The sequence below is a fragment of the Clostridium sp. MF28 genome (assembly GCF_002969175.1).
Classification (GTDB): domain Bacteria; phylum Bacillota; class Clostridia; order Clostridiales; family Clostridiaceae; genus Clostridium; species Clostridium beijerinckii.
In genome coordinates this window covers 4,407,824-4,431,297 of sequence record NZ_CP014331.1, presented here as the reverse complement: position 1 = coordinate 4,431,297, position 23,474 = coordinate 4,407,824, and the positions used below count along the sequence as shown (strand labels likewise).

Below are 23,474 nucleotides of genomic sequence, written 5' to 3'. Positions count from 1 at the left end.
TTTAATCTTGAAATTCACCGTTATGCAACCATATATGCTTTAATTCTTCCTGATTTCTATCTAATGTTTTTCTCTCTCTCATAGCCTTTGCTGGTATACCCGCTACCAACTCATTTTTTTCAACATTTTTACCGACTAAAGAAGAAGCTGCTACTATTCCTTGTTTTTCAATTGTTACTCCAGGCAATATAGTTGAATTAGAATATATTTTAGCGTAATCTTTAATTACTACTTTTGCATATGTCCTTAATTCATGTTCATGCTCCTCATGAGAATGAGTAAAAATTGTAACGCCTTCGCCAATTCCTACTGAGTTACCTATTGTTATTCCACCTTTTGAATCTAGGAAAGCACCTTTGTTCATAAATACGTTATCTCCTATTTCTATATTGTCAGGAACATTGAAACGTACATTTTCTTCAGCTATAAAATTCTTTCCGCATGACTTAAATAATTTTTTTGCTAATATCTGTCTATAAGGAATAGCAAAATTGGCAATTAAGCACATAGGTGATTTATCTAGTACATCCCATAAAAAATGAAGATATCTTTTTTCTTCTGAAAATTCTAATTCATTATTTTTAGGTAAATAGTCCCCATATAATTTCATTTCATCTAATATTTCGTATGGAAAATAACATTTTAGAGAATTTAAAATTTCTATTACGCCCTCTTTATTTATCCCTTGTTTTACTATGACTTCTACTTCATTTAATAATTCGTCTATTTTACTCATATCATTTCAGATTATTAAAATCGCAAAAAATAATCTTTTCGCCTCCTTCATAGTCAAACTTTCAACGCGATTTTATAAGCAACATTAAGTCAAACTGTTTGTCCAACTTATTTTAGTTTTGCTACTAATTACTATGATTATATTTTATTAGCCTTCTCCACTCCCTTCTGATCTTTTAATATTATTTATAATTCAAACTTCGAATCTCTAGCAGCAAATACTTTGCACATGAAAAAATAATAAAAATAGCTTTCTTATTGTAAGTTTTAAGAGCGCAAAAATGGTGTCTACATAATTGTGGACACCAAAATTAAAATATAAAATTTATTATTCATAGATACATTTTGGCAACCTGACAATCATAGAAAATTAAATTTTTCCTTAGACTCATAGCTTTGCGACCCTATTTTTCAATAAGTGTGCCTATTGATATTATATTTTTTTCATTTTTATTCTATTATTACATCTTTTACAACATTTTTCAACTTATATACACTAAATTTAAGTTACAATATTGTAAAAATGGATATTATTTAATCGTTTAATTCAATATAATACCATTTATTCAATATAATATATTTATAAATTTAAATATATTATATATATTTTTCTTATCGCCATGCTAATAAATTCATTTAAAAATCAATAATTTTCTTCAATTTCATATATACCAATTCATGAAAATATATCTCCTAAAATTATTCTTTTATAGAATTTACTTTTTAAGTTCTGTATCAAACTCTCTTCTTGTCCAAGTTTTAAAATCAGCTGGATTTTCTTCATTAATTAAAAATACTCTTGCACCACGAGGAATTTTGTCATCTCCATATCCTCCGTATCCAGTATATCCAGCATATCCAAGCCTAACACCATCTAAAGTAGCACAGTAATTATTAAAATGATCATGCCCTACAAATATACCTTTCACATCACCAATTTTAACTATTTTGTTAAATAAGCATAAATTTATCTTGGCACAGCTCTCATCTTCAAGCCTTTCACCATTTACTAATCCAGTCTTACATGCCTTTTTAAACTTCTTTAAAGGTATATGAAAGAACATAAGCGCAGGTATTAATCTTTTATATTTTTTCTTCAAATTTATCGCTGTTCTTTTATACCACCATATTTGAGTAAGTTTTATCCAATCATATCCTCCAATAATGGCAGGAGCGTATTTTCCTGAATCTATCATATATATATTAAATTTAGGCGTTTTATCTTTTGAACTTTCTACAAGAAGATTATAATTACCTATCCTATCAAAAGTTTTATACCCCACTTGACTCAGATTATGTTTAAAGCTCATATATAAATTCATCATTTCTTCTTTCGTCATCATATTATGTTCATCATCATGATTACCAAAAACTATACACCAAGGTACATTTCTATTTTCCATTGGCTCCGCTATATGATTTATAGCTTTTTTTACATCTTCTGCTGTCTGACATTTGCCATCAATAATATCTCCTGATAATATAACCATATTGGGGTTTTCGTAATCTAATATCTTATTTATAAGCTCTATAGATTTGTCTCTGCTCGGTCCTTCATGTATATCTGTAAATTGAACTATTTTAAACTTGCCATTACTATCAAACCTAAGGTTATTTTTCATATATATTCACCTTTCTTAAAATATAATATTATATGAAAACTAGGTTGTATCTGACACTAACTATTTGCTAATTAGACCTTATTTTAAATTGTAAAAGGATCATTGCATTTTGCAACAATCCTTTATATCTTATAAAACATTAAATATATATTTTTTAATTAAATTTCTACATTTATCAATTAATTTATCACTTGGCTCACTAGAGTCTTAAACGTAAATTTATTATTACAACATATATATCATAATGATTTTATATTTTTATAGTTTAAATTCTTCAATTTTTTCTTTCAATTCCTCAGCCATATCTTTTAAATTATTAAAATTATCAACAAAGCTTTCTGTTGACGCTGTCACTTCTTGCGCTGTCGCTGAAACTTCCTCTGTTCCCGATGCTGTTTCTTCTAATATCGCTGATAAGTTTTCTACTTTTTCAACTACATCATCCTTCATATTATTTATGGTGCTCACACCTTCAGCTATTTTACTCACCTTTTCTGTTAAACTTTCTATAGCTGTTACTATTTCTGTAAATATCACTTCTGATTCTTTAACTGCATGCTCTTGATCATCTACTGTTCCACTTGTTTCTAATACCCTGTCAACTGCTAATTCTGATTTACTTTTTATTTCTTTTATTATTTCATCTATTTGTTTGGCTGAAACTGATGTCTCTTCTGCAAGCTTTCTTATTTCATCAGCGACTACTGCAAATCCCTTTCCTGCTTCTCCTGCTCTAGCTGCTTCTATTGCTGCATTTAAGGCTAAAAGATTTGTTTGCTCTGTAATCGCACTTATTGCCTTATTCATGGTGCCTATTTTCATTATACTTTCCGAAACTTCACTTACAACATCTTTTACTGATTCAGTACTTTTTTTAGTTTCATATGATTTATTTATAACGGTCTTTACAATCTTTATTCCATCTTTACCTAAATCATTTGCTTTTATTGCCATACCATTTACACTTTCAGTCGCTTCTTCTATCTTATTCATAGATTGAGATAGTAAGTCCATGCTGTGTGATATCATTTCTAAATTGTTAGAAGACTCCATAGTTCCACTTGATATTTGATTTATTGTCTCACTTACCTGATTCATCGACATTGCTACTTCTTTGCTCATACTAACTGAATTTATAGCATTTTTATTAACATTTATTGCCGAATTATCAACACTCTTAATTAATTTTGCAATATTTTTCTGCATTTTATTAAAACTATTTTCTAGAATTATAAATTCGCGAATATGATTATTTATAATAATTTCTTTGTTAAATTCTCCATTCGCAGTTCTTTCCATTCCATCTTTTAAGGAATTTACTCCTTTACTTATTCTCCTAGCAATAGCCATAGTTATAATTAATGTGATTACCGCTATTGCAAATATAATTATAATTGATGCTATAGTTGAATCATTTTCTGATTTCCTTAGCTCACTAGATGGGATTTTTAGTATTAACTTCCATCCAGTAAGTTCCGAGGTCTCAAAATACCCCTCATATGTACTATTATTATAATTGAATTTGATTTTACCTTTATCACCAGTTGATATCTGATTCCAGCAATTGTATTCAGTTGGCTCTGTTCCAGCAATTTTAGTTTTGTCATTGTCAGAAATAACTACACCATCTTTATCAGTAATAATAAACTCTCCGGTTTGTCCGTATTTTATACTTGATAACTGATCTGCTAGTTCACTTAGCTCTACATCTATAGCCATAACGCCTACCGGTACATTATTTTTAATCACAGCCTTATATATTGTTATTGCGCTTTTTCCAGTTATTTTATCTTGATAAGGACTATGAATAATATATTTATTCGGATTCTCTATAGTCTCTTTAAACCATGATTTTTCTGTAGCGTTATAATCATCTGGCAATTTACTATCAAGTATTTGAAATACTTTTCCAGTGTTGTCTGAATAATATATATTTAAAATACTTTCATCAGTCTTCTTAATTAATTTCATATCTCCATTCAATTTATTATATGGTGATTCTTCAATATTAAAATTATTATTCTCAATTAATGTTTTCAATGTATCTTCATAATATGTAATCTTATTATTTATTATTTCCTGTCCTATATTTGAGAGTAAAGTTCTATTTTCATCAAAACTCTTTTCATTACTCCTCCTTGATGTCGTTGTAGAAATGATACCTAAAATAACTACTGGTATTATTGCTAACATAGCAATTGTAATCAGTAAGTATAACCTTATACTTACTGATTTAATTTGACTTTGTGCTTTATGCATATTTTCCCCCACCTCATAATTAACTTCAACTCATATTATATCGCAAAATATGCCAAAATATCTCATTTTATATTCTTTTTATGAAACTATGCTCAAAAATGACATTTTTTTTGACATTAGTCATATTTATTAGCAATATTTTAATAAATCTTCTTATTTATTATCACATTCTCATTTAAATTGACAAATTTATATTTATTTTTGATAGAAAAAATTAAAAATCAACCTTTTTAGGTTATACCCTCAATTTTACTGGAATATAAATTCCTAAAGAAGAACAAAAGTGGCTGCGCCACGCTCTTTCTTTATACCATTTTTTACAGGTCAATATCCTTATACCCCATTGGTATCACTGGCTTTCAAAATCAAAAAATTCTATACTTTCCTAGACAATAAAAAAACAAAATCCAAGTTATATTAGTAACCTGGATTTTGCTTTCACTAAATTCTTATACATTATTTATTATTATGTTTCTACATATTTAATCCTGAATAAGCTTCTTCTCCATGTAAGGAAATATCTAATCCCTCTGCTTCCTGTTCTGAAGTAGCTCTTAAGCCCATTACTAAACTCATTACTTTAAGTATTACAAATGTCGCAACTGCTGCATACAAGGCAGTTGCACAAGTAGAAATTAAATGAGCTTTTAAAAGTGCAAAGTTACCATATATTAATCCATCACTCCCTGCTGGATTAATTGCCTTTGATGCAAAGATAGCTGTCGCTATAGATCCCCAAATTCCTGCTACTCCATGACAGCCAAAAGCATCTAAGGCATCATCGTATCCTAATTTCCTCTTCAATATAGCTATTGCGAAAAAGCTTAATGCTCCGCCAACTGCTCCAATAAGCACAGCTGATATAGGGCTCACGAATCCTGCCCCCTGAGTTATTGCAACTAACCCGGCTATAGCTCCACTTACTGTTCCTAAGGCTGTAGGTTTTTTATAGAGCAACCATTCACAAAGTACCCATGCAACTGCTCCTGCAGCCGCTGAAGTATTAGTTGTAAAGAATGCATTTACAGCTACATAATTCATTGCAAGAGCACTTCCTGCATTGAATCCAAACCATCCAAACCATAAAAGCCCTCCACCTAATATTGCCATAGGTATATGGTGTGGTTCAGGGATCGCTCTCTTTCTTTTACCAACAACAATTGCCGCAACTAGTCCAGAAACTCCTGAGTTTATCTCTACTGGATTTCCTCCAGCAAAATCAAGGACTCCTAAATTCCTTAACCATCCATTAGCTCCCCATACCCAATGAGAAATAGGATCATAAACAAATGTACTCCACAAAATAATCAATATTATAAACGCCGGGAAATTCATACGTTCAGCAACAGAACCTGAAATTACAGCTGCAGTAATCGCAGAAAACATTAACTGAAATACTACAAATTCTAAATGTGGTATTGTGCCTGCATAATCCGCATTAGGCGCCATTCCTATACCTTTTAGGAAACTCCAATCTAAACCACCTATTACTCCTTTTACATCTGGACCGAAGGCTAAAGTATAACCTATAAAAATCCATTGTAAAGATATAATAACAAGAGCTGCATAACTATGTACTGTAATACTTAATACATTTTTGCTTTTAACCATACCTCCATAAAATAAAGCTAATCCTGGCACCATTAGCATTACTAACGCTGCACTAATAATTACAAATCCCATATCTGCGCCGTTTAATAATTCCATTTTCTATTCCCCCTTGAATAAATTTAATTAAATTTTGAGTACAATTGCTTATTCTAAGTTGTTAAAAAATAAAAAAGACGCTTCACTCCAAAGAAGGTATACCCATACTAGATATATCTTTTTTGAAATGAAAACGCCGTTGTTTTCTACATATTTCTTTAAATTTTTAAATTACTTTTATAAGTTTACTATCCCATGTTTTATATGTCAATATAAAATGATAATTTATTATTAGTTATTTTTAAATATGAATTATTTTTTTCATTATACATACGGGCCAGGTAAAATAACAAAATCTCAGACGACTTTGGCTAAGTTCAATATTGTGCTTCACACTCTTTTCATATATGTAGATTTTTTTACGCATTTGCCTTTTTAAACACATGTGAGAGAAATTTGGCAGGCGAATATGATTTATTTTTTATTCTCTTTGCAAACCATAACTTTCTGAATTAGTCTTTTCCATAACTTATCCACAGATTTAACTTGAATATGAATTCCTAGAGAATAAAAAACTCTCTTGTTTTTACATTAAATCAAGAGAGTTCTAATTAAAAATTAAATTCTTATATACATATTATTGATTAATTTCTATATCCACATGAAAAATCTTCTCCAGGATTTATATCTAATACAACACGTTCGGGTTCAGCAAGCGCAACTTCATGTCGACATTTCCACTTACTATTTTCCGTAATTCCTTCTATGGTGTCTATTTCTTCAAGAACATCGCTATTTTCAAAAATGTAATATCCATAAGAATATAAAATATTCGATATTTCGCCTGGATCTAAATTTTTAAAATGGCATTGTAAATCACATAAACCTACTGCTGATAATCCTAATGTATCCATTACATACTCATTCTCATTATTTTCAATGTTAAATAATCTTACATTTAATATACCAATTAAAACATCATAATCATCATTTAGAGGATTGTTTTTTAAATACTCTTCCCTACTTATTACTTGTTCAGTAATATTAAAATGAATGCCTTCACATGGAATTAATTCAACTATAGAATAAAGAGTTTTTTGAAAAAGTTCTATTCTTTCAGCATAATTTAATCCTATAGCCATTATATCTGTAACCAAAACTCTAACATTACATTTTTCAAATTCTTCTTTATTTACATAGTCAAATGATTGTCCTAATGATTTTCTCAATTTATTAATTTCAGGCTTTTCTTCAATGACGCTAATAACAATTCCAACAGGCGCATTTACATTTTTATATTCTAATATATGATCCATAAATGCAAATGAAATATTGTTATCTCTATTAGATGTAACTTTAACATTTTTAAAATACTTTTGTATATTTCTTAGTAATTCATTTTCCAGAATAACAGGCTTTTCTTTCATCAAAAGTTCAACACTATATATTTCTGAAAAAGCATCAGCTACATTTTCTACCTTTCCATTTTTACTTACTTCATATCTTTTCATTCTATACAAACCCTCTTTCTTATTTTTAATTTTAATTGAAATAAATTCTTTATTCTTTGCTCCAAATAAAAAAGCTGTCTCAAAACATAATTAATTTTGAGACAGCTTTGTCTATGTAAATATTTATTAATTATAACACACTATATATAAATTTAATATACATTCACTTAAAATGTATGTATTATTATAATTATTTTTACATTTTCATTTAATTTGAAAATTAATTCATTCACAAATGGTTTGGTAAATCCATAATATTATTAATAGTATAGATATATTTAAGGAGAAAGCTATGCCCTTAAAATACAAGAACCACATAGACTTTGATAAATTACCCAAAAATTTTCCTCCACAACATCAGGATTGTCAACCAGGAATTGAAGCACGTATGGATCCACCGCCTATATTTGATAATCCTGATTATAAAGGAAGTGATAAATTAAAAGGTAAAGTAGCACTAATCACAGGCGGTGATAGTGGAATCGGAAGAGCCGTAGCTATTGCTTTTGCTAAAGAGGGAGCTGATATAGTAATTTCATATTTATATGAACATCAAGATGCAATAAAAACCAAGCAATATGTTGAAAAATATGGCAGACACTGTCTTCTCATGCCTGGTGATATTTCCTACAAAGATTTCTGCAAAAAACTAGTCGAATGTACAATTGAAAAACTAGGAAAAATTGATATTTTAATAAACAATGCTGGTGTTCAATTTCCTCAAGATAGTATAGAAGAAATATCATCTTCCCAATTAAAAACAACATATTCAATCAATATATTTCCAATGTTTTATCTAACCCAAGCTGCATTGCCACACATGAAAAGAGGAAGTACAATTGTAAACACGGCTTCTGTCACAGCTTACCAAGGTAATAAAACTTTAATTGACTATTCTTCAACCAAAGGCGCAATTGTAACCTTCACTCGTTCTCTTTCCCAATCCATAGTAGCCAAAGGAATTAGAGTTAATGCTGTAGCTCCAGGCCCTATTTGGACGCCACTTATAGTATCAAGCTTTTCTGCTGAAGAAGTTGCTAAATTTGGATCTGACGTTCTATGAAAAGAGCTGGCCAACCTTTCGAATTGGCTCCAGCATATGTATATCTTGCATCTAATGACTCCTCCTATGTTACTGGGCAAGTACTTCATGTAAATGGTGGAACTATGGTTGATAGTTAGAATAAATTTAACAACCGAATATATTCTTTAGGGCACAATAAATTAGGGCTTGTTAACAAGCCCTTACTTATTGTCTATAAATTCAATCTTCCAATTAAAGTATCCACTCTCCTCATTTTTCTCATATTTGAAATATGCCGAAAATGTATTACCTTTTTTACTCTTAAGATTTCTAAATCCTACTTTTCCATTCTTAAGCAGAAGTTCAACCATTTCTTTAGATATTTTCTTACCGAAAGATGCTATATATCTATCATCTTTCCAAATCGTATATTTGCATCCATTTTTCCAGTTACTGCATCCAAAACTCTTTTCACCTTCAATTACTGGATTTCCACAGACTGGACATGGTCCTATATTCTCACTATCTTTAGGTATTTCCACTTTAAATCTTGATAATGCAGCATCATCTTTTTTTATCAATTCTACGGATTGGATTGTGAAATCTGTTATAAGTTTAATAAATTCACTTTTAGCAAATTTTCCTTTCTCTATATCTGAAAGAGTTTTCTCTAATCTACCTGTATACTCCAAGTCAAATAATTCTTTTACTGGAAAAGTCTCAACCAAATTTCTCCCAAGCTCTGTACACATAAGATTTTTACCTTTTGTCTTTAGGTATCCTATATCCTTTAATTTCTTTATTGTTTCTGCTCTAGTCGCTGGAGTTCCTATGCTAAACCCACTTAAAATTGCCTGCATCATTTCTTCTGAGTCTTCATCTTTTCCTTCAATACCTTTTCCGCAAGTCTCCATTACTCTAAGTAATGTTTTTTCAGTGTGATACTTAGGTGGCTTCTTAGTAACAGAATTCACTTTAGAATCTACAATATCTACAGTTTCATCTATTTCAATTTTGGGTAGAATTACATCTTTACTTTCTATTTTCTCTACTACTTTCCATCCCTCTACAAGCTTTACTTTTCCTTTCGAAACAAAAATTCCATTCATTTCTGAAACATTAGCTTTTAATGTAACTTTCGTTTCTTCAAATTCAGCTATAGGCATAAACTGCATTATAAATCTATTTTTAATAGCATCATATACTATTTTTTCATCAGACGATAAGCCCGATGGCTTTATATATGTTGGTGTTATAGCACTGTGACTCTCAACCTTCGAGCTATCAAAAATTCTTTTTGATGTACTAAATTTAATATCTTTTTCATATGGCAATCCAGCTTTTAATGTATCTAAAACTTTTTTCGCTCTATCCTTTAAACTTTCTTCTAAAACCACACTTGCTGTTCTTGGATAGGTAGTAAGCTTCTTTTCATAAAGAGACTGTGCAACTTTAAGAACTTTATCTGATGTCCATCCCTTATATTTACTAGTTATATGTCCTTGCAGATTAGATAAATTAAATAAGTATGGTGGATATTCTTTTTTTAATTCTGTCTGCTTATCAATAATCTTAGCAGTTGCTCCTTCAAGCCTTGAAATAAATTTATCCAAATCTTCCTTTTTCTCAAACTTTTCAGAATCATTCTCATAATAAAGTCCCTCAAATTCTTCATTGGCTGAAGTTTTGAAGTTTGACACTAGCTTATAATAAGTTGTTGCTGTAAAATTCTCTATTTCTTTATCTCTATCATAAATAATCTTTAAAGTTGGAAGAAGCACTCTTCCTATATTAATAGTCTTGTTTTCTTCAAATTTATATTTCAGTGTACTTACAGAAGTTAAATTAATCCCAATTATCCAGTCACTCCACTGTCTTCCTATTCCAGCATCTTGCAGTGGCTGCATTTCCTTATTATCTTTTAGTGATTCCATTCCGCTTTTAACTTCATCAGGTGTCCACTCGTTTAAAAGTAATCTATATATAGGCTTTTTCACCTTAAAATAGCCAAACAATTCATCAGCTATAACCTGCCCTTCCCGATCGAAGTCAGTAGCTGATACAATGCCATCAACATCTTCTTTATCAATTAAGGATTTTATTATTCCAAGCTGTTTCTTTGCACCCTTATCTTCAACAGTTCTGTCTACACTATCACATTTAACCTTATATAAAAAATGCTCTGGAATGAAAGGAAATTTTTCAAACCTCCATCCCTTCATATTTTCATCATAGTCTTTTGCATCATATAATTGTAAAAGATGACCAAACGCCCACGTTATGTAATAGCCATTTCCTTCAAAATAACCATCTCTTCTAGTTTTTACATTAAATGCATCTGCAATATTTTTAGCAACAGATGGTTTTTCCGCAATAATAACTTTTGCCATGATATATTTTATTATCCTCCTTTAAGCACAATTAAAAAAATAACGGACCATCATATCTGCATGTTCTGCACTTTAGGTCTATTATTTCCTTTCAGGTGCCTTAGTTATTACTTGTAGCACTTATATATATTAACACTAATCAAAAAATAAAACCAGCTGAAGTTCTTTATGTAAATATCAGGTATCAAAAACAGACAAATACTCTCATATTAATTATTTCCTTTACATATTAAAAGAAGGTATAAATGAACAAATCATTTATACCTTGCATCTAAATTATTCAAGCTTTTCTCACTAATAATATTTTAACTTATTCTTTTCTTTCAATACACAATGCTTTATCTGCTTCTTTAAGCATGTTTTCTATAACTTCCATTGAAGAATATCCTAATTTATTATTAAATATTTCTGTACCGCATACTAAAAACTCGCTTCCCAATTTAATGGCTGACTTTATAGTTTCAGTAGTAATTCCACCTTGCATCTGCACTGTTCCATCAAAGTTTCTAGTAAAATAATTAATGTAATCTGCTATTTCTTTCGAATTCAACATCCCAAATGAATTACTTGAACGTGCACCTGTAGCCTCCACTTGGAATGTTAACATTCCAATCTTATCTTGAAATGGCGATATAAATTCCAGTATTTCTTTCTTAGTTTTCGGAATAAATCTATCCGTTCCGACAACCTCAATCACAGGGCTTACGCAAGCTCCCATTTCAATTATCTCACCTATAATTTCCTTTAATTCCTGGCGATCTTTCACTACTTCTAGCTGAAAACATACAGCCCCAACATTTATGTGCTTAATCTCTTTTATATGAATCTTAGGATAATCCGTAAGTAAATGTACATTCAAAAATACCTCATATAATCCAGCTATCGTATTTAATCTTTCAAGAAAGCTTATGTTAAAAATGTGAGAATTAAGGCTTGGACCATCACTTCCAAAATTGCTATAATCATCGAAGTTTATATCCACATGTAATGTTTTTATATTACCTTGTTTTAGCAAAATTTCTACTTCTTCAATCACCTTACCTTGAATTGTATCAATATCAAGTGATTCATCTAATTTATCCAGTATAGTAATTAATGCAGGGTTTATTTTTATAACTTTTCCATTTATAACATCTTTTTTGTTATAAAATCTTAATGCCGATGTCCCATAAAAAATTTCCCTATTATTCTTCATTAAAGCCTCCCGCTAATTTAAGCTTTTATTAGTTTATTCTTATAATTTATCCCAAATTGCTAATCTTTAAATATCTACTCTATTTCTTTTTTCTCCTCTATTATACGCACTTATATTTTCTAATAAATCTGAAAACAACCTACTTCTAGCTTCTTCACTTGCCCACGCTACATGCGGTGTGAAAATCAGCCTATCTTTATTTTTTACTTTTAATAGTGAGTTTTCTACTGGAATAGGTTCCTCTTTAAATACATCCAAAGCTGCACCACCTATTATCTCCTCATCTAAAGCTCTGGTCAAATCTTCATCCACAATTATAGGCCCTCTTCCAACATTAATTAAAACAGCATCCTTTTTCATTTTAGTAAAAGCTTCATAATTTAATAATCCTTCAGTTTTTTCATTTAAAGGAGCATGTATTGAAATAATATCACATTGCTTTAACAAAGACTCAAACTCCACTCTTGCAAAATCTGAATCTGAATTTTTTCCTGAAGTTGAATAGTATACTACTCTTGCACCAAAAGCTTGAGCTATTCTAGCTACTCTTTTTCCAATGGCTCCAAGTCCAATTATTCCCCATATCTTACCACATAAATCTTTATATGGTGCTTCTAAATTTGTGAACATATCATATCTTGAGTACTCTCCAGATTTAACAAAGTTATCAAAATAACTTATATTATCGTATAAATGAAGTAACATAGCAAAAGTATGTTGAGCTACAGTCGTAGTCGAATATCCTCTTACATTAGTTACCGCAATATTTCTTTCTTTAGCATATTCTATATCTATATTGTTATATCCTGTAGCCATTTCGCATATTAATTCCAATTCGCTCGCATCTTTTAAATTTTCCCTGTTTAACTTAACTTTATTAGTTAAAACAATATTAGCATTTCTAATTCTTCCTGCAACTTCTTCTTCAGATGTCAAATCATAATAAATCACCTGGCCAAACTCATTTAATTTAATATAGTCTACATTTCCTAAAGTTCTTCCATCCAATACTACTATTTTCTTCATACTCAATCTCCTTTTCCAACTTTAAAATAATCCTATTTACTCTATAATGATAAAAAAAGAAGTTCTCAAAAATTATGATTTTACTTGCTAACTTTATGAATACATACCTTATTTTTCTATATTAATAATACCGTAAACAAATTTAAATGTAAACTTATACGTAATTATTTTACAACTCAACCAATTCCGTATTCATGTGTTAAAAATTGATTTTAAGTAATTAAAAATGACTATAATACGTAAAAAAAGTAAAGAGTTATGGATATAAAATTTTTCTCTCTCCATAACTCTTAATTATTTTATTCTTAAATCAATAATCATTTAATAGGGGCTGGTTTTATATACCAAATCTCATCTGCATATTGCTTTATAGTTCTATCACTTGAAAATGTTCCTGAACTATATAGATTAGCAAAACATTTTTGAGCCCATTTCTTTTTATCCTTATAATCTTCAAACACTCTTTCTTGAGTCTGCTTAAATGAATCAAAATCTGCAAGTACATAATATTGATCTCTTTCTTCTAACAAAGCATTATATAAATCTTCAAAGTATCCAGTTCTTCCATCATCTAGTGTACCATCGATTAAAGTATCAACTACTCTCTTAATACTTGGATTTTCTCTATAATACCATTTTGGATCATAGTCATGCTTAATTCTTTCAATATCATCTACTCTAAGTCCAAATATATAGTTATTTTCCTCTCCGCTTTCTTGAACAATTTCTATATTAGCACCATCATAAGTTCCAAATGTTGGAGTCGCATTCAACATAAATTTCATATTTCCTGTCCCTGAAGCTTCTTTCCCAGCAGTTGAAATTTGTTTAGATAAGTCTGAACCTGGAAATAGTTTTTGAGCATAAGACACCCTATAATTATGAACAAAAACAACTTTTATTTTCTTAGAAACTTCTGAGTCATTATCTACAAGTCTAGCTATTTCATTTATAAATTTTACAATCCCCTTGGCTCTTCTATATCCTGGGAATGCTTTAGCTCCAAATATAAATGTTGTTTTTGGTATATCTAAATTTGGATTCTCTTTTATTCTGTAATATAAATCTAAAATGTATAAGGCGTTTAATAACTGCCTCTTATATTCATGTAATCTCTTAATCTGAATATCAAAGAATGAATCTGGATCTATATTAATTCCCTCTTCTTGTTTAATATAATCTGCTAGTTGAACTTTCTTCTCATGCTTAATTTCCATAAGTCTCTCAAGCACTGCATCATCATCTTTAAATTTCTCTAGACCTTTAAGAAGCTCTAAATTTTTAATCCAATCTTCACTTTCTAACAAATCTGTAATAAGCTCTGATAATTCTGCATTGCAGAGCCTAAGCCATCTTCTTGGTGTAATTCCATTAGTTTTGTTTTGAAATTTATTTGGATATAAATGATACCAGTGATTTAATTCATTCTTCTTTAAAATTTCTGTATGAAGTGCTGCAACACCATTTACAGCTCTCCCAACAAATATGGCTAAATTGGCCATTCTCATCTGATTATTTGCAATAATTCTAAAATTCCATATTGCGCCTTCGTCATATCCTTTTTGTCTTAGCTCATTCATTAATGCTTCATCAACTTGATGTGCAATTTGAAGTATTCTTGGGAATAATCTTTCTATTAATCTTATATCCCACTTTTCTAGTGCCTCAGCAAGTATTGTATGGTTTGTATATCCAAAAAACTCTTTAGCTATTGATAATGCTTCTGAAAATTCTACATACTCTTCATCAACTAATATTCTTATAAATTCAAGAATTGATATTGTTGGATGAGTATCATTTAATTGTGCCACATTGTATTTTACAAATTCAGAAAAATCTGCTCCAAATTTAGCCTTATGTTTTTTTAGTATATCTTTCATAGACGCACTTGAGAAGAAATATTGTTGCCTAAGCCTTAATATCTTTCCTGCCTCTGCTGTATCATTTGGATATAATACTCTTGATATATCCTCTGCTTTATTTCTTGCTGATACAGCTTCAATATATTGTTGGTTATTGAATAGATTGAAGTCAAATTCTCTTAAAGCCTCACATTGCCATAATCTTAAAGTATTTATATTTTTAGTTCCATAACCAATTATAGGTACATCATAAGGAACTGCTTTTACTGTCATATCTGAATATCTAATTATTTGAATTTCATCATCTTTTCTAACACTCCATGAATCCCCATACTTTAACCATGTATCTTCACATTCAGTTTGAAACCCATTTTCAATGTTTTGTTTAAATAACCCATTGCTATATCTTATTCCATATCCAACTAAGGGCATGTTTAATGTCGCTGCAGATTCCACAAAACATGCTGCAAGTCTTCCAAGCCCACCATTACCAAGTCCTGCATCTTCTTCTATTTCTTCGATTCTATTTAAGTCTATATTTAACTCTTTTAAAACATCCTTAACTTCATCGTATAAACCTAAATTCATTAAATTATTACCTAGAGCTCTTCCCATTAAATATTCTGCTGATAAATAATATGCCATTCTTCCTTTGTTATAAGTTTCACTTGTTTCATTCCAATTATCAATTATCTCCTCCAAAATAGTTAATGAAAGCGCATTAAAAATTTCATAATCCTGAGCATCCTTCAACTTTACTGCATGTTTTACTTTTAAATATCTTTCTATACCATCTCTTATTCTTTGTTTATCCACACTTACTCACACCTTCCATAAATTCTAGTTAATCTATATATTTTATTTGCTAACTCATTAGTAAAAACACCATCTTTTGCTCTCCATGTCCAATTTTCTCCAATAGTAGACGGTAAATTTATTCTAGTTTCATTTCCAAGATTTAAGAAGTCTTGCATAAGTGCAATCGATGTATCCGCAACACTGCTCCATATTCCTCTTATAAATCCCCAATTATACCCTTCTTTTTCTGTAAGATTTAAATATTCAACTGCATTCTCAACTTCATTCTTACTTCCTGTCGTTTGAATCCAACCTTTTATAGTATCATTATCATGAGTCCCAGTATATGCCACGCAATTTCTTTCATAATTATGCGGTAGATATGGATTTTCACAATCACCTGAAAAGGCAAATGCTAATACTTTCATACCTGGAAAACCAGTCTCTATTCTAAATTTTATAGTATCTTCAGTTAATAGACCTAGATCCTCAGCTATAATCTCTATATCTCCAAGTTCTTTTCTTATTTCATTAAATAATTTCATTTCTGGTCCTTTTACCCATTCTCCATTTACAGCTGTTCTATCTCCATAAGGTATGGACCAGTATGCCTCAAAGCCTCTGAAATGATCTATTCTTATTACATCATAAAGCTTTAAGCTCTGCCTGATTCTATTTATCCACCATTTATAGTTTTCTCCTTCTAAATACTCCCAATTATAAATAGGATTTCCCCAAAGCTGCCCAGTTGAAGAAAATGCGTCAGGTGGGCAGCCTGAAATTTTTATTGGAGTTAACGTTTCTTCATCTACTAAAAATACTTTTGGATTACTCCACAAATCTGCGCTATCCTCTGCAACATATATGGGTATATCACCTATAATTCTAATTCCCAATTCATTAACATAATTTTTCAAGTTTGTCCATTGTTTAAAAAATTCGTATTGAACAAATTTCCAGTATTGAATTTCATCTCTAAATTCTTCTTTATAGTTCTTTAAAACATCATTTTTCCTCAATTTAATATCAGCATCCCATGTTTGAAAACTTTTTAGGTCAAACTTATTCTTTAAGGCCATAAATGTAGCATAGTCATCAAGCCACATATCTTCTTCTTTTTCAAAATTCTTAAAATTCTCAGATTGTTTCTGCTTAAAATTTTCATATGCCAATTTTAATACTTTCAATTTTTCTTTAAATAACAATTCATAATTTATACGCTCTGGATTATCACCAAAATTTATTTCATCATAATCGGACTTTCTTATCAAATTTTCAGACTCTAAAATATCAAAATCAATAAAATAAGGATTTCCAGCAAATGCCGAAAATGACTGGTATGGTGAATCCCCATAACTAGTCTGTCCTAAGGGAAGTATCTGCCAAAAACTTTGACCCGCTTTCTTCAAAAAATCCGCAAATTCATATGCCTCTTTTCCAAATGTTCCAATTCCATATCTACCTGGCAAAGATGCAATATGCATAATGATTCCACTACCTCTTTTCATTCTCATTCCTCCACCCTCTAGGAATATAATAATAACTTAAATTATTATATATATTATTTCCCTTTTTAATATTCTTTAGATATCAATAACCATTACTTTAACAAATTGAAGCATGAATCCCTCTCAATTAAATTAGTTTCTAATAATATATGTTGGTTTTCTTTTCTTTCATTAATCTGAGATATTAATAAATTTATACTCATAGTTGCCATTAGCTTGTCCGGCTGTTTTACTGTTGTTATACTAGGATTATAATATTCACTTTCATCCATGCCATCAAATCCGATTATTGATATATCTTCAGGAACTTTTAACCCACTATCAAGAATTGCTTTAGCAGCACCTATAGCCATAATATCTGAAAGAGCAAAAAATGCAGTAATATCCTTTCTTATTTTCAATAATTCCAGTGTTTCATTATATGCGCCTCTGCTTGAATATCCACCAACAATAATTAACTCATCATCAATTCTTATTTTACTTTTTTCTAATGCTTCCCTATATCCTTGCATTCTTAATATGCTTACGCCTATATCATCAGCTTCTCCTAAAATTAATGCTATTTTTTTATGACCTTTTTCTATCAGATATGAGGTTGCATCATATGAACTTTTAACATTATCTATACCAACCGATGAATAATATTCCTTGCCTTGTTTTGAAACAGTATTGACAGAAGTTAGTACTATAGGGACATTTATTTCTTTAAAACAGTCATCTGTAATATCAGCAAAATTACCGCCTAAGCAGATAATTCCTTGTAATTTCTTCTCTTTTATAAAAGCTATTAAAGTTTCAACCTCTTGGTCATTCTTATAATCATTTTGATGCAATATCATTGTATATCCATTTTGATTTATTATATTTCCTATGACATTAATCATTTGAGAAAAAAATGGATTGAATACGCCTTTTACTAAAACTCCTATATTTTTTGTGTTTTGTTGTTTTAGTATTCTAGCACTATTATTAGGTATATAATTGCTTTCTTTTATTACTTCCAAAATCTTTTGTCTTGTACTTTCTTTAACATCAGGATGATTATTTAATACTCTTGAAACAGTGCTGACTCCAACCTGTGCTAATTTTGCTATATCCTTTATATTCATATTTATCTCCTGCATAACTATTAAATTATAATAGTTCGGTATCGTTACCTTAATTTCCTGTTAATTCAAAAATCTTGATTAAATAGATATTTAAGCATACAATATTATATTCGTTTTATTCGTAATCATGTTTATATAACAATTCAGTTATTTAATTAACTTTAATAACATTTTAACAAACGCGGAATATTTATACAATAAATTCCTGAAATTATATTATATTTTCTTAATTTTCTATTTATGATTACATAATGGCTGTCTTATTAAGTATTTTTTTGTAATTACGATACTTATAAACCAACAATTTTTTTATTTATTCTTACTTGTTTATATTTACATGACTAAAAATAAAAAATCTTATCTGAAGATTACTTTTAACGATCTTCAGATAAGATTTCTAGCTATATCTATTAAATTTTATTCTTTTGAATCCAAATAAAGAAGGCTATCTTGAATAATGCAGCATCATTAAACTTCCTTATATCGTAACCTGTGTATTTTTGTATCTTATCTAATCTATAAATTAGAGTATTTCGGTGAACATACAATCCTTTTGAAGCTTCACTTAAATTTAAGTCCGATTTAAAGAAAACCTCTATAGTTTTTAACATATCTTCATCTAACTTCGAAAAACTTTCATTAAAGTTATTTAGTATTTTTTCCTTAATATCCTGATTTAAATTATCCATAACTTCTTCAAATAAAAGGCTGTTACATCCAAATACCATTTGAGATACATTATACTTTTTAGCTAAATTAATTTTATACATATTTTCATTATATAACTTGTTCAATAATTCATAATCCCCAATATGACAATAACTTATATAACACTTTTCGTAAAGTGAGAAGTATATTGTTTCACTTATACTAGATACATGCTCCTTTATATCTTCAAAAATTCCAATTAAAATGATTGTATCTTCAAATATAAGAATGGTTACATCATTATTATTATAAACATTTTTTAACGCCTCTAATGCCTCTGTTACTTTTTCTTTTAAATTTAAAGTAACTAAAAATGTTTCTTCTTTTATTGGCGGCATAATTTCCTTAATCTTTTCCTTAGATATACTTAAGCCTTGTAATAACTCAGAAACTATTTTTTCTTTTTTGTTATAACTATCTTTATACCTATCTTTGATACAAAATACTAATATTCTTATGAAATCCTTGCGGTCCCCTTCTGTTTTTATTTTGAAACTTTTGGGTCCAATAAAAAATGTATCTTCAAGTATATTTTCGCTAAAAGAATTAGGATTAGCCTTAAATATAATTTCATCGTCCACATAAACTTCAAATGGTATTTCACAATCTTCATATATTTCTTGTAAATATTTCACTAATCCCTTCATTCCCTCACCTCAATTGTCACTAATTTAATACTAGCAAATTCTCAACTCTGTTTCTTTATCAAAAACATGAATATTTTCATGTTCTACATATAATTTAATCTTGTCTTTAGGTTCTGCTTTAGTACTTCCATCAACTCTTGCAGTCATATTATTATTTCCTGACTTAAAGTAAATGTAACTTTCAGCACCCATACGTTCAACAACTTCTACATCTCCAGTTAAAGTTGCTGCAGGGTTATTTTCAATTATTTGAGCATTATCATCTAAATGCTCAGGTCTTATACCAAATACTACTTCCTTATTAACATATCCTTTTTCTTTTAATACTTTAGCTTTTTCTTCTGGCAATAATATATTATTTTCATCAAATTTACAATATAACTTTCCTTCCTTTTCACTTACAATACCATTTATTAAATTCATTTGAGGACTTCCTATAAAGCTTGCAACAAATAAATTATTTGGCGTATTGTATATATTAAGAGGAGTATCAACTTGTTGTATTACACCGTCCTTCATTACAACAATTCTAGTTCCCATTGTCAAAGCTTCAACCTGATCATGAGTAACGTATATAAATGTTGTTCCTAAACTTTGATAAAGCTTTGATATTTCTGTTCTCATTTGAACTCTTAGTTTTGCATCAAGATTTGATAAAGGCTCATCCATTAAGAATACCTTTGGTTCTCTAACAATAGCACGTCCTAATGCAACTCTTTGTCTTTGACCTCCTGATAAAGCCTTTGGCTTTCTGTCTAGCAAATGTTCAATATCTAATCTCTTTGCTGCTTCTCTAACTTTCTTATCTATTTCATCTTTAGGTGCTTTTCTCAATTTCAAAGCAAATGCCATGTTATCATACACTGTCATATGTGGATATAATGCATAGTTTTGGAAAACCATTGCTATATCTCTTTCTTTTGGTTCTACATCATTAACTAATTTTCCACCTATATATAATTCACCTTTAGATATTTCTTCAAGTCCTGCAATCATTCTTAAAGTTGTAGATTTACCACAACCTGATGGCCCTACAAAAACTATAAATTCTTTATCTTCAATTTCTAGATTGAAATCTTTTACTGCAGTTACATCCCCTTCATAAATTTTATAAATATGTCTTAGTGACAAATCTGCCATATTTATTTCCTCCCTTTTCTGCTTTAATTATCTCAATTTATATTTTATTTAATGTTTTCTGTATATTCATTTTACTATATGTAATCCTTTATATTCTATATTGAGAATTTACAAAACTCTCTTGTCTTTTTTGTGAAATAATATAAAAGGATAATAAAAAAAGCATATACTAATCAAAACTAGATATATGCTTTACTTATAATATTTTAATGTTTATATACAACACTTCGATTAAGCAGTAAGATTATGTTACAATCCATTAAATAAAAGCTTATTTATAATATCCATTAAATGATTTAGGATATTTTTCTCTATCCCAAGTATAATTATTTTCAATTAAAGTACTATCTCCAACTAAAAAGTACTTATTCTTATCACTTGAATCATTGTTAGTAACATCTATATGATACCAATTACCTTGAATTTTTACAGAATTCCATGAATGAGAAACATCCTTAATTTTCCCGACTACAATTCTATTTTCTATTCCTGCATAGTTAAACATTCTATAAGCAGTCATTGCATACCCCTGGCATACAGCTAATGAGGTGGTCAATGCAGAATAAACACTTGTAGATTTTAGAGTATAATCATATTCGTATCTATTTATAATATACTCATTTATAGCCTGTACTTTTTCTAACTCTGACATATCCTTATTAATTAAAGAATTAGTAATTCTCTTTAATTCATTATCTACATAATTTTCCTGTTCCTTAGTTGTCAGATATTTTACATCTAAAGTTGTCTCGATACCATTTTCAGTCACCTTTGCTTTAGGCTTTATCTCTAGCCAAGATCTCTCTAAGTAATCATCTTTTGAATATGCATCCTTAATACAATTACTTATATTCTCTTCAAATTCCGACCTTGCCCCTGTATATAAAATAGTAAAATCAGTATCTCTATTTTCGAGATGGTTATAAATATGATTTTCCATACTCTTCATATTATTAACTTTATCATACGCAAATGCAGTTACAGTTATAGCTTGTATAATAACAACTGCTATCATTATTGTTTTGAAAAACTTTTTCATAATTAATATGTTCCCCCATGTCATTTCAACACTTTCAATTTCATCATATGTAGACCAAACTCGCTTGCGACTCTGACTCTTGAGATTTTTTACTCAGCTGCCTTTTTTAAGCATATGTGAGAGAAATCTGCCAAGCGAATATATTTTCCTTTTGAACGTAAATTTTAAATCAATCTTTTTCATAATTTATACTCACAAAAGGCACAATATTAGCAGATTATCTAATACCATGACTTTCTAGAGAGTAACAAATAAGTTATCATTACTTCTATTGTACTTACTTTATTCATTTTGTAAATATAAATTAATACTTTATTTATATTTTGTTTATAAATTGTTGACTTTTCCCTATTTTCCTTCCATTTATGCACAATTGACAATCTTTATTTATACATATATATTATAAGTTATATATATGCTAAGGGAGGTATACAAATCATGAACAAACCAATTATAGGCATAAATTCAAACAGAGTTATTAAACATGAAACTCAATATTCGCACTCAGTTGTAGAATCACTTGGCAATGATTATGTTGAATCCGTAATTAAAGCAGGCGGTGTTCCAATTATACTTCCTATTCTTTCTGATGAAGAATCCATTAGAAGACAAGTCGAACTACTTGACGGCATAGTTCTTTCTGGTGGAATAGATATAAATCCTTTATTATATAATGAAGAACCATCGCCTAAATTAGGTTATATTTACCCTGATAAAGATGAGTTTGATCTGGCACTTGTAAAAATAGCTTATGAACTTAATAAACCTATTTTAGCAATTTGTAGAGGTCATCAAATTCTAAATGTAGCTTTTGGCGGCACATTATATCAAGATTTATCTGATATGAGTGGTTGTTATATAAAACATCATCAACAAACAAAAGATGGAGCGGCTAGCCATACTTTAGAAATTATTGAGGGCTCAATTTTATATGAGATCTTGGGAAATACTGCGCTAATTAATTCCTTTCATCATCAAGCAATTAAAGATTTAGCTCCCGGTTTTAAAGTTACGGCTTACTCTAAGGATAAAGTGATTGAGGCTATTGAGAGTTGTGAGAAAAATTTTGTTGTCGGTGTGCAATTTCATCCTGAAATTATGACTGCTTATAACGATAAAAATATGCTTAAACTTTTTGAAGCTTTTATAAATGCTTCATATAAAAATAATTCATTAGATCATAAAAAATAATTTAAAATCCCTAAATTCAAGTTGCCTTATGCAATTAAATCTTTGTATACTTGCCTTTCATAA

The 23,474-nt window shown here is 29.4% G+C and carries 15 protein-coding genes, 1 pseudogene and 1 riboswitch; of the genes and pseudogenes, 2 read left to right on the top strand and 14 right to left on the bottom strand.

Annotation, left to right across the window (positions count from 1 at the left end; translation table 11 throughout):
* Window position 1: 1 nt before the first annotated feature.
* The 5 genes from AXY43_RS19380 to AXY43_RS19360 form a co-directional block, all read right to left on the bottom strand.
* Window positions 2-736 (bottom strand): acyltransferase, encoded by a 735-nt coding sequence (locus AXY43_RS19380; protein ID WP_023973982.1) that lies wholly within the window; start codon window positions 734-736, stop codon window positions 2-4.
* A gap of 343 nt (window positions 737-1,079) precedes the next feature.
* Window positions 1,080-1,170: riboswitch (cyclic di-GMP riboswitch) on the bottom strand.
* 281 nt (window positions 1,171-1,451) lie between these two features.
* A complete protein-coding gene (locus AXY43_RS19375) occupies window positions 1,452-2,357 on the bottom strand; it encodes a metallophosphoesterase family protein (RefSeq protein WP_105411987.1) in 906 nt (301 codons plus the stop codon).
* Between the two features lie 258 nt (window positions 2,358-2,615).
* Window positions 2,616-4,616: a methyl-accepting chemotaxis protein gene (locus tag AXY43_RS19370; protein WP_087702241.1), complete on the bottom strand. Its 2,001-nt coding sequence runs from the start codon at window positions 4,614-4,616 to the stop codon at window positions 2,616-2,618.
* 474 nt (window positions 4,617-5,090) lie between these two features.
* Window positions 5,091-6,323: an ammonium transporter gene (locus tag AXY43_RS19365; RefSeq protein WP_023973985.1), complete on the bottom strand. Its 1,233-nt coding sequence runs from the start codon at window positions 6,321-6,323 to the stop codon at window positions 5,091-5,093.
* A gap of 584 nt (window positions 6,324-6,907) precedes the next feature.
* Window positions 6,908-7,774: a DUF4261 domain-containing protein gene (locus tag AXY43_RS19360; RefSeq protein WP_105411986.1), complete on the bottom strand. Its 867-nt coding sequence runs from the start codon at window positions 7,772-7,774 to the stop codon at window positions 6,908-6,910.
* Between the two features lie 292 nt (window positions 7,775-8,066).
* On the opposite strand from AXY43_RS19360, the pseudogene AXY43_RS19355 reads away from it, so the two are divergent.
* A pseudogene (locus AXY43_RS19355) lies at window positions 8,067-8,956 on the top strand (SDR family oxidoreductase).
* Between the two features lie 63 nt (window positions 8,957-9,019).
* Here AXY43_RS19355 and AXY43_RS19350 read toward each other — a convergent pair.
* From AXY43_RS19350 to AXY43_RS19310, 9 genes are all read right to left on the bottom strand, one after another.
* Window positions 9,020-11,188, bottom strand: a complete 2,169-nt coding sequence (locus tag AXY43_RS19350; RefSeq protein ID WP_017211802.1) for a type IA DNA topoisomerase — start codon at window positions 11,186-11,188, stop codon at window positions 9,020-9,022.
* A gap of 310 nt (window positions 11,189-11,498) precedes the next feature.
* Complete coding sequence (locus AXY43_RS19345) at window positions 11,499-12,383, bottom strand: hypothetical protein (RefSeq protein WP_039769715.1); 885 nt, start codon at window positions 12,381-12,383, stop codon at window positions 11,499-11,501.
* A gap of 66 nt (window positions 12,384-12,449) precedes the next feature.
* Complete coding sequence (locus tag AXY43_RS19340) at window positions 12,450-13,409, bottom strand: D-2-hydroxyacid dehydrogenase (protein WP_023973989.1); 960 nt, start codon at window positions 13,407-13,409, stop codon at window positions 12,450-12,452.
* A 317-nt stretch (window positions 13,410-13,726) separates the two neighbouring features.
* Window positions 13,727-16,087, bottom strand: coding sequence for a glycogen/starch/alpha-glucan phosphorylase (locus AXY43_RS19335; protein ID WP_023973990.1), 2,361 nt, complete (start codon window positions 16,085-16,087; stop codon window positions 13,727-13,729).
* A 2-nt stretch (window positions 16,088-16,089) separates the two neighbouring features.
* On the bottom strand, window positions 16,090-17,577 hold the full coding sequence (malQ, locus tag AXY43_RS19330) for a 4-alpha-glucanotransferase (RefSeq protein ID WP_105411985.1): 1,488 nt from the start codon (window positions 17,575-17,577) through the stop codon (window positions 16,090-16,092).
* A 92-nt stretch (window positions 17,578-17,669) separates the two neighbouring features.
* On the bottom strand, window positions 17,670-18,686 hold the full coding sequence (locus tag AXY43_RS19325) for a LacI family DNA-binding transcriptional regulator (RefSeq protein WP_023973992.1): 1,017 nt from the start codon (window positions 18,684-18,686) through the stop codon (window positions 17,670-17,672).
* A gap of 410 nt (window positions 18,687-19,096) precedes the next feature.
* Window positions 19,097-20,041 (bottom strand): PucR family transcriptional regulator, encoded by a 945-nt coding sequence (locus tag AXY43_RS19320; RefSeq protein ID WP_011968205.1) that lies wholly within the window; start codon window positions 20,039-20,041, stop codon window positions 19,097-19,099.
* 30 nt (window positions 20,042-20,071) lie between these two features.
* Complete coding sequence (locus AXY43_RS19315; RefSeq protein ID WP_011968204.1) at window positions 20,072-21,181, bottom strand: ABC transporter ATP-binding protein; 1,110 nt, start codon at window positions 21,179-21,181, stop codon at window positions 20,072-20,074.
* Between the two features lie 271 nt (window positions 21,182-21,452).
* Window positions 21,453-22,220 carry a transglutaminase domain-containing protein gene (locus tag AXY43_RS19310; RefSeq protein ID WP_023973993.1) on the bottom strand — a complete coding sequence of 256 codons (768 nt, stop codon included), beginning with the start codon at window positions 22,218-22,220 and terminating at the stop codon, window positions 21,453-21,455.
* A 438-nt stretch (window positions 22,221-22,658) separates the two neighbouring features.
* On the opposite strand from AXY43_RS19310, the gene AXY43_RS19305 reads away from it, so the two are divergent.
* Window positions 22,659-23,411 (top strand): gamma-glutamyl-gamma-aminobutyrate hydrolase family protein, encoded by a 753-nt coding sequence (locus AXY43_RS19305; protein WP_023973994.1) that lies wholly within the window; start codon window positions 22,659-22,661, stop codon window positions 23,409-23,411.
* Window positions 23,412-23,474 lie beyond the last annotated feature (63 nt).

Coding starts and splice junctions, on each gene's coding strand:
- AXY43_RS19310 (WP_023973993.1), bottom strand. CDS start 22,220: ATGAAAAAGTTTTTCAAAACAATAATGATAGCAGTTGTTATTATACAA.
- AXY43_RS19350 (WP_017211802.1), bottom strand. CDS start 11,188: ATGGCAAAAGTTATTATTGCGGAAAAACCATCTGTTGCTAAAAATATT.
- AXY43_RS19320 (WP_011968205.1), bottom strand. CDS start 20,041: ATGAAGGGATTAGTGAAATATTTACAAGAAATATATGAAGATTGTGAA.
- AXY43_RS19325 (WP_023973992.1), bottom strand. CDS start 18,686: ATGAATATAAAGGATATAGCAAAATTAGCACAGGTTGGAGTCAGCACT.
- malQ (WP_105411985.1), bottom strand. CDS start 17,577: ATGAAAAGAGGTAGTGGAATCATTATGCATATTGCATCTTTGCCAGGT.
- AXY43_RS19315 (WP_011968204.1), bottom strand. CDS start 21,181: ATGGCAGATTTGTCACTAAGACATATTTATAAAATTTATGAAGGGGAT.
- AXY43_RS19375 (WP_105411987.1), bottom strand. CDS start 2,357: ATGAAAAATAACCTTAGGTTTGATAGTAATGGCAAGTTTAAAATAGTT.
- AXY43_RS19340 (WP_023973989.1), bottom strand. CDS start 13,409: ATGAAGAAAATAGTAGTATTGGATGGAAGAACTTTAGGAAATGTAGAC.
- AXY43_RS19360 (WP_105411986.1), bottom strand. CDS start 7,774: ATGAAAAGATATGAAGTAAGTAAAAATGGAAAGGTAGAAAATGTAGCT.
- AXY43_RS19305 (WP_023973994.1), top strand. CDS start 22,659: ATGAACAAACCAATTATAGGCATAAATTCAAACAGAGTTATTAAACAT.
- AXY43_RS19345 (WP_039769715.1), bottom strand. CDS start 12,383: ATGAAGAATAATAGGGAAATTTTTTATGGGACATCGGCATTAAGATTT.
- AXY43_RS19370 (WP_087702241.1), bottom strand. CDS start 4,616: ATGCATAAAGCACAAAGTCAAATTAAATCAGTAAGTATAAGGTTATAC.
- AXY43_RS19365 (WP_023973985.1), bottom strand. CDS start 6,323: ATGGAATTATTAAACGGCGCAGATATGGGATTTGTAATTATTAGTGCA.
- AXY43_RS19380 (WP_023973982.1), bottom strand. CDS start 736: ATGAGTAAAATAGACGAATTATTAAATGAAGTAGAAGTCATAGTAAAA.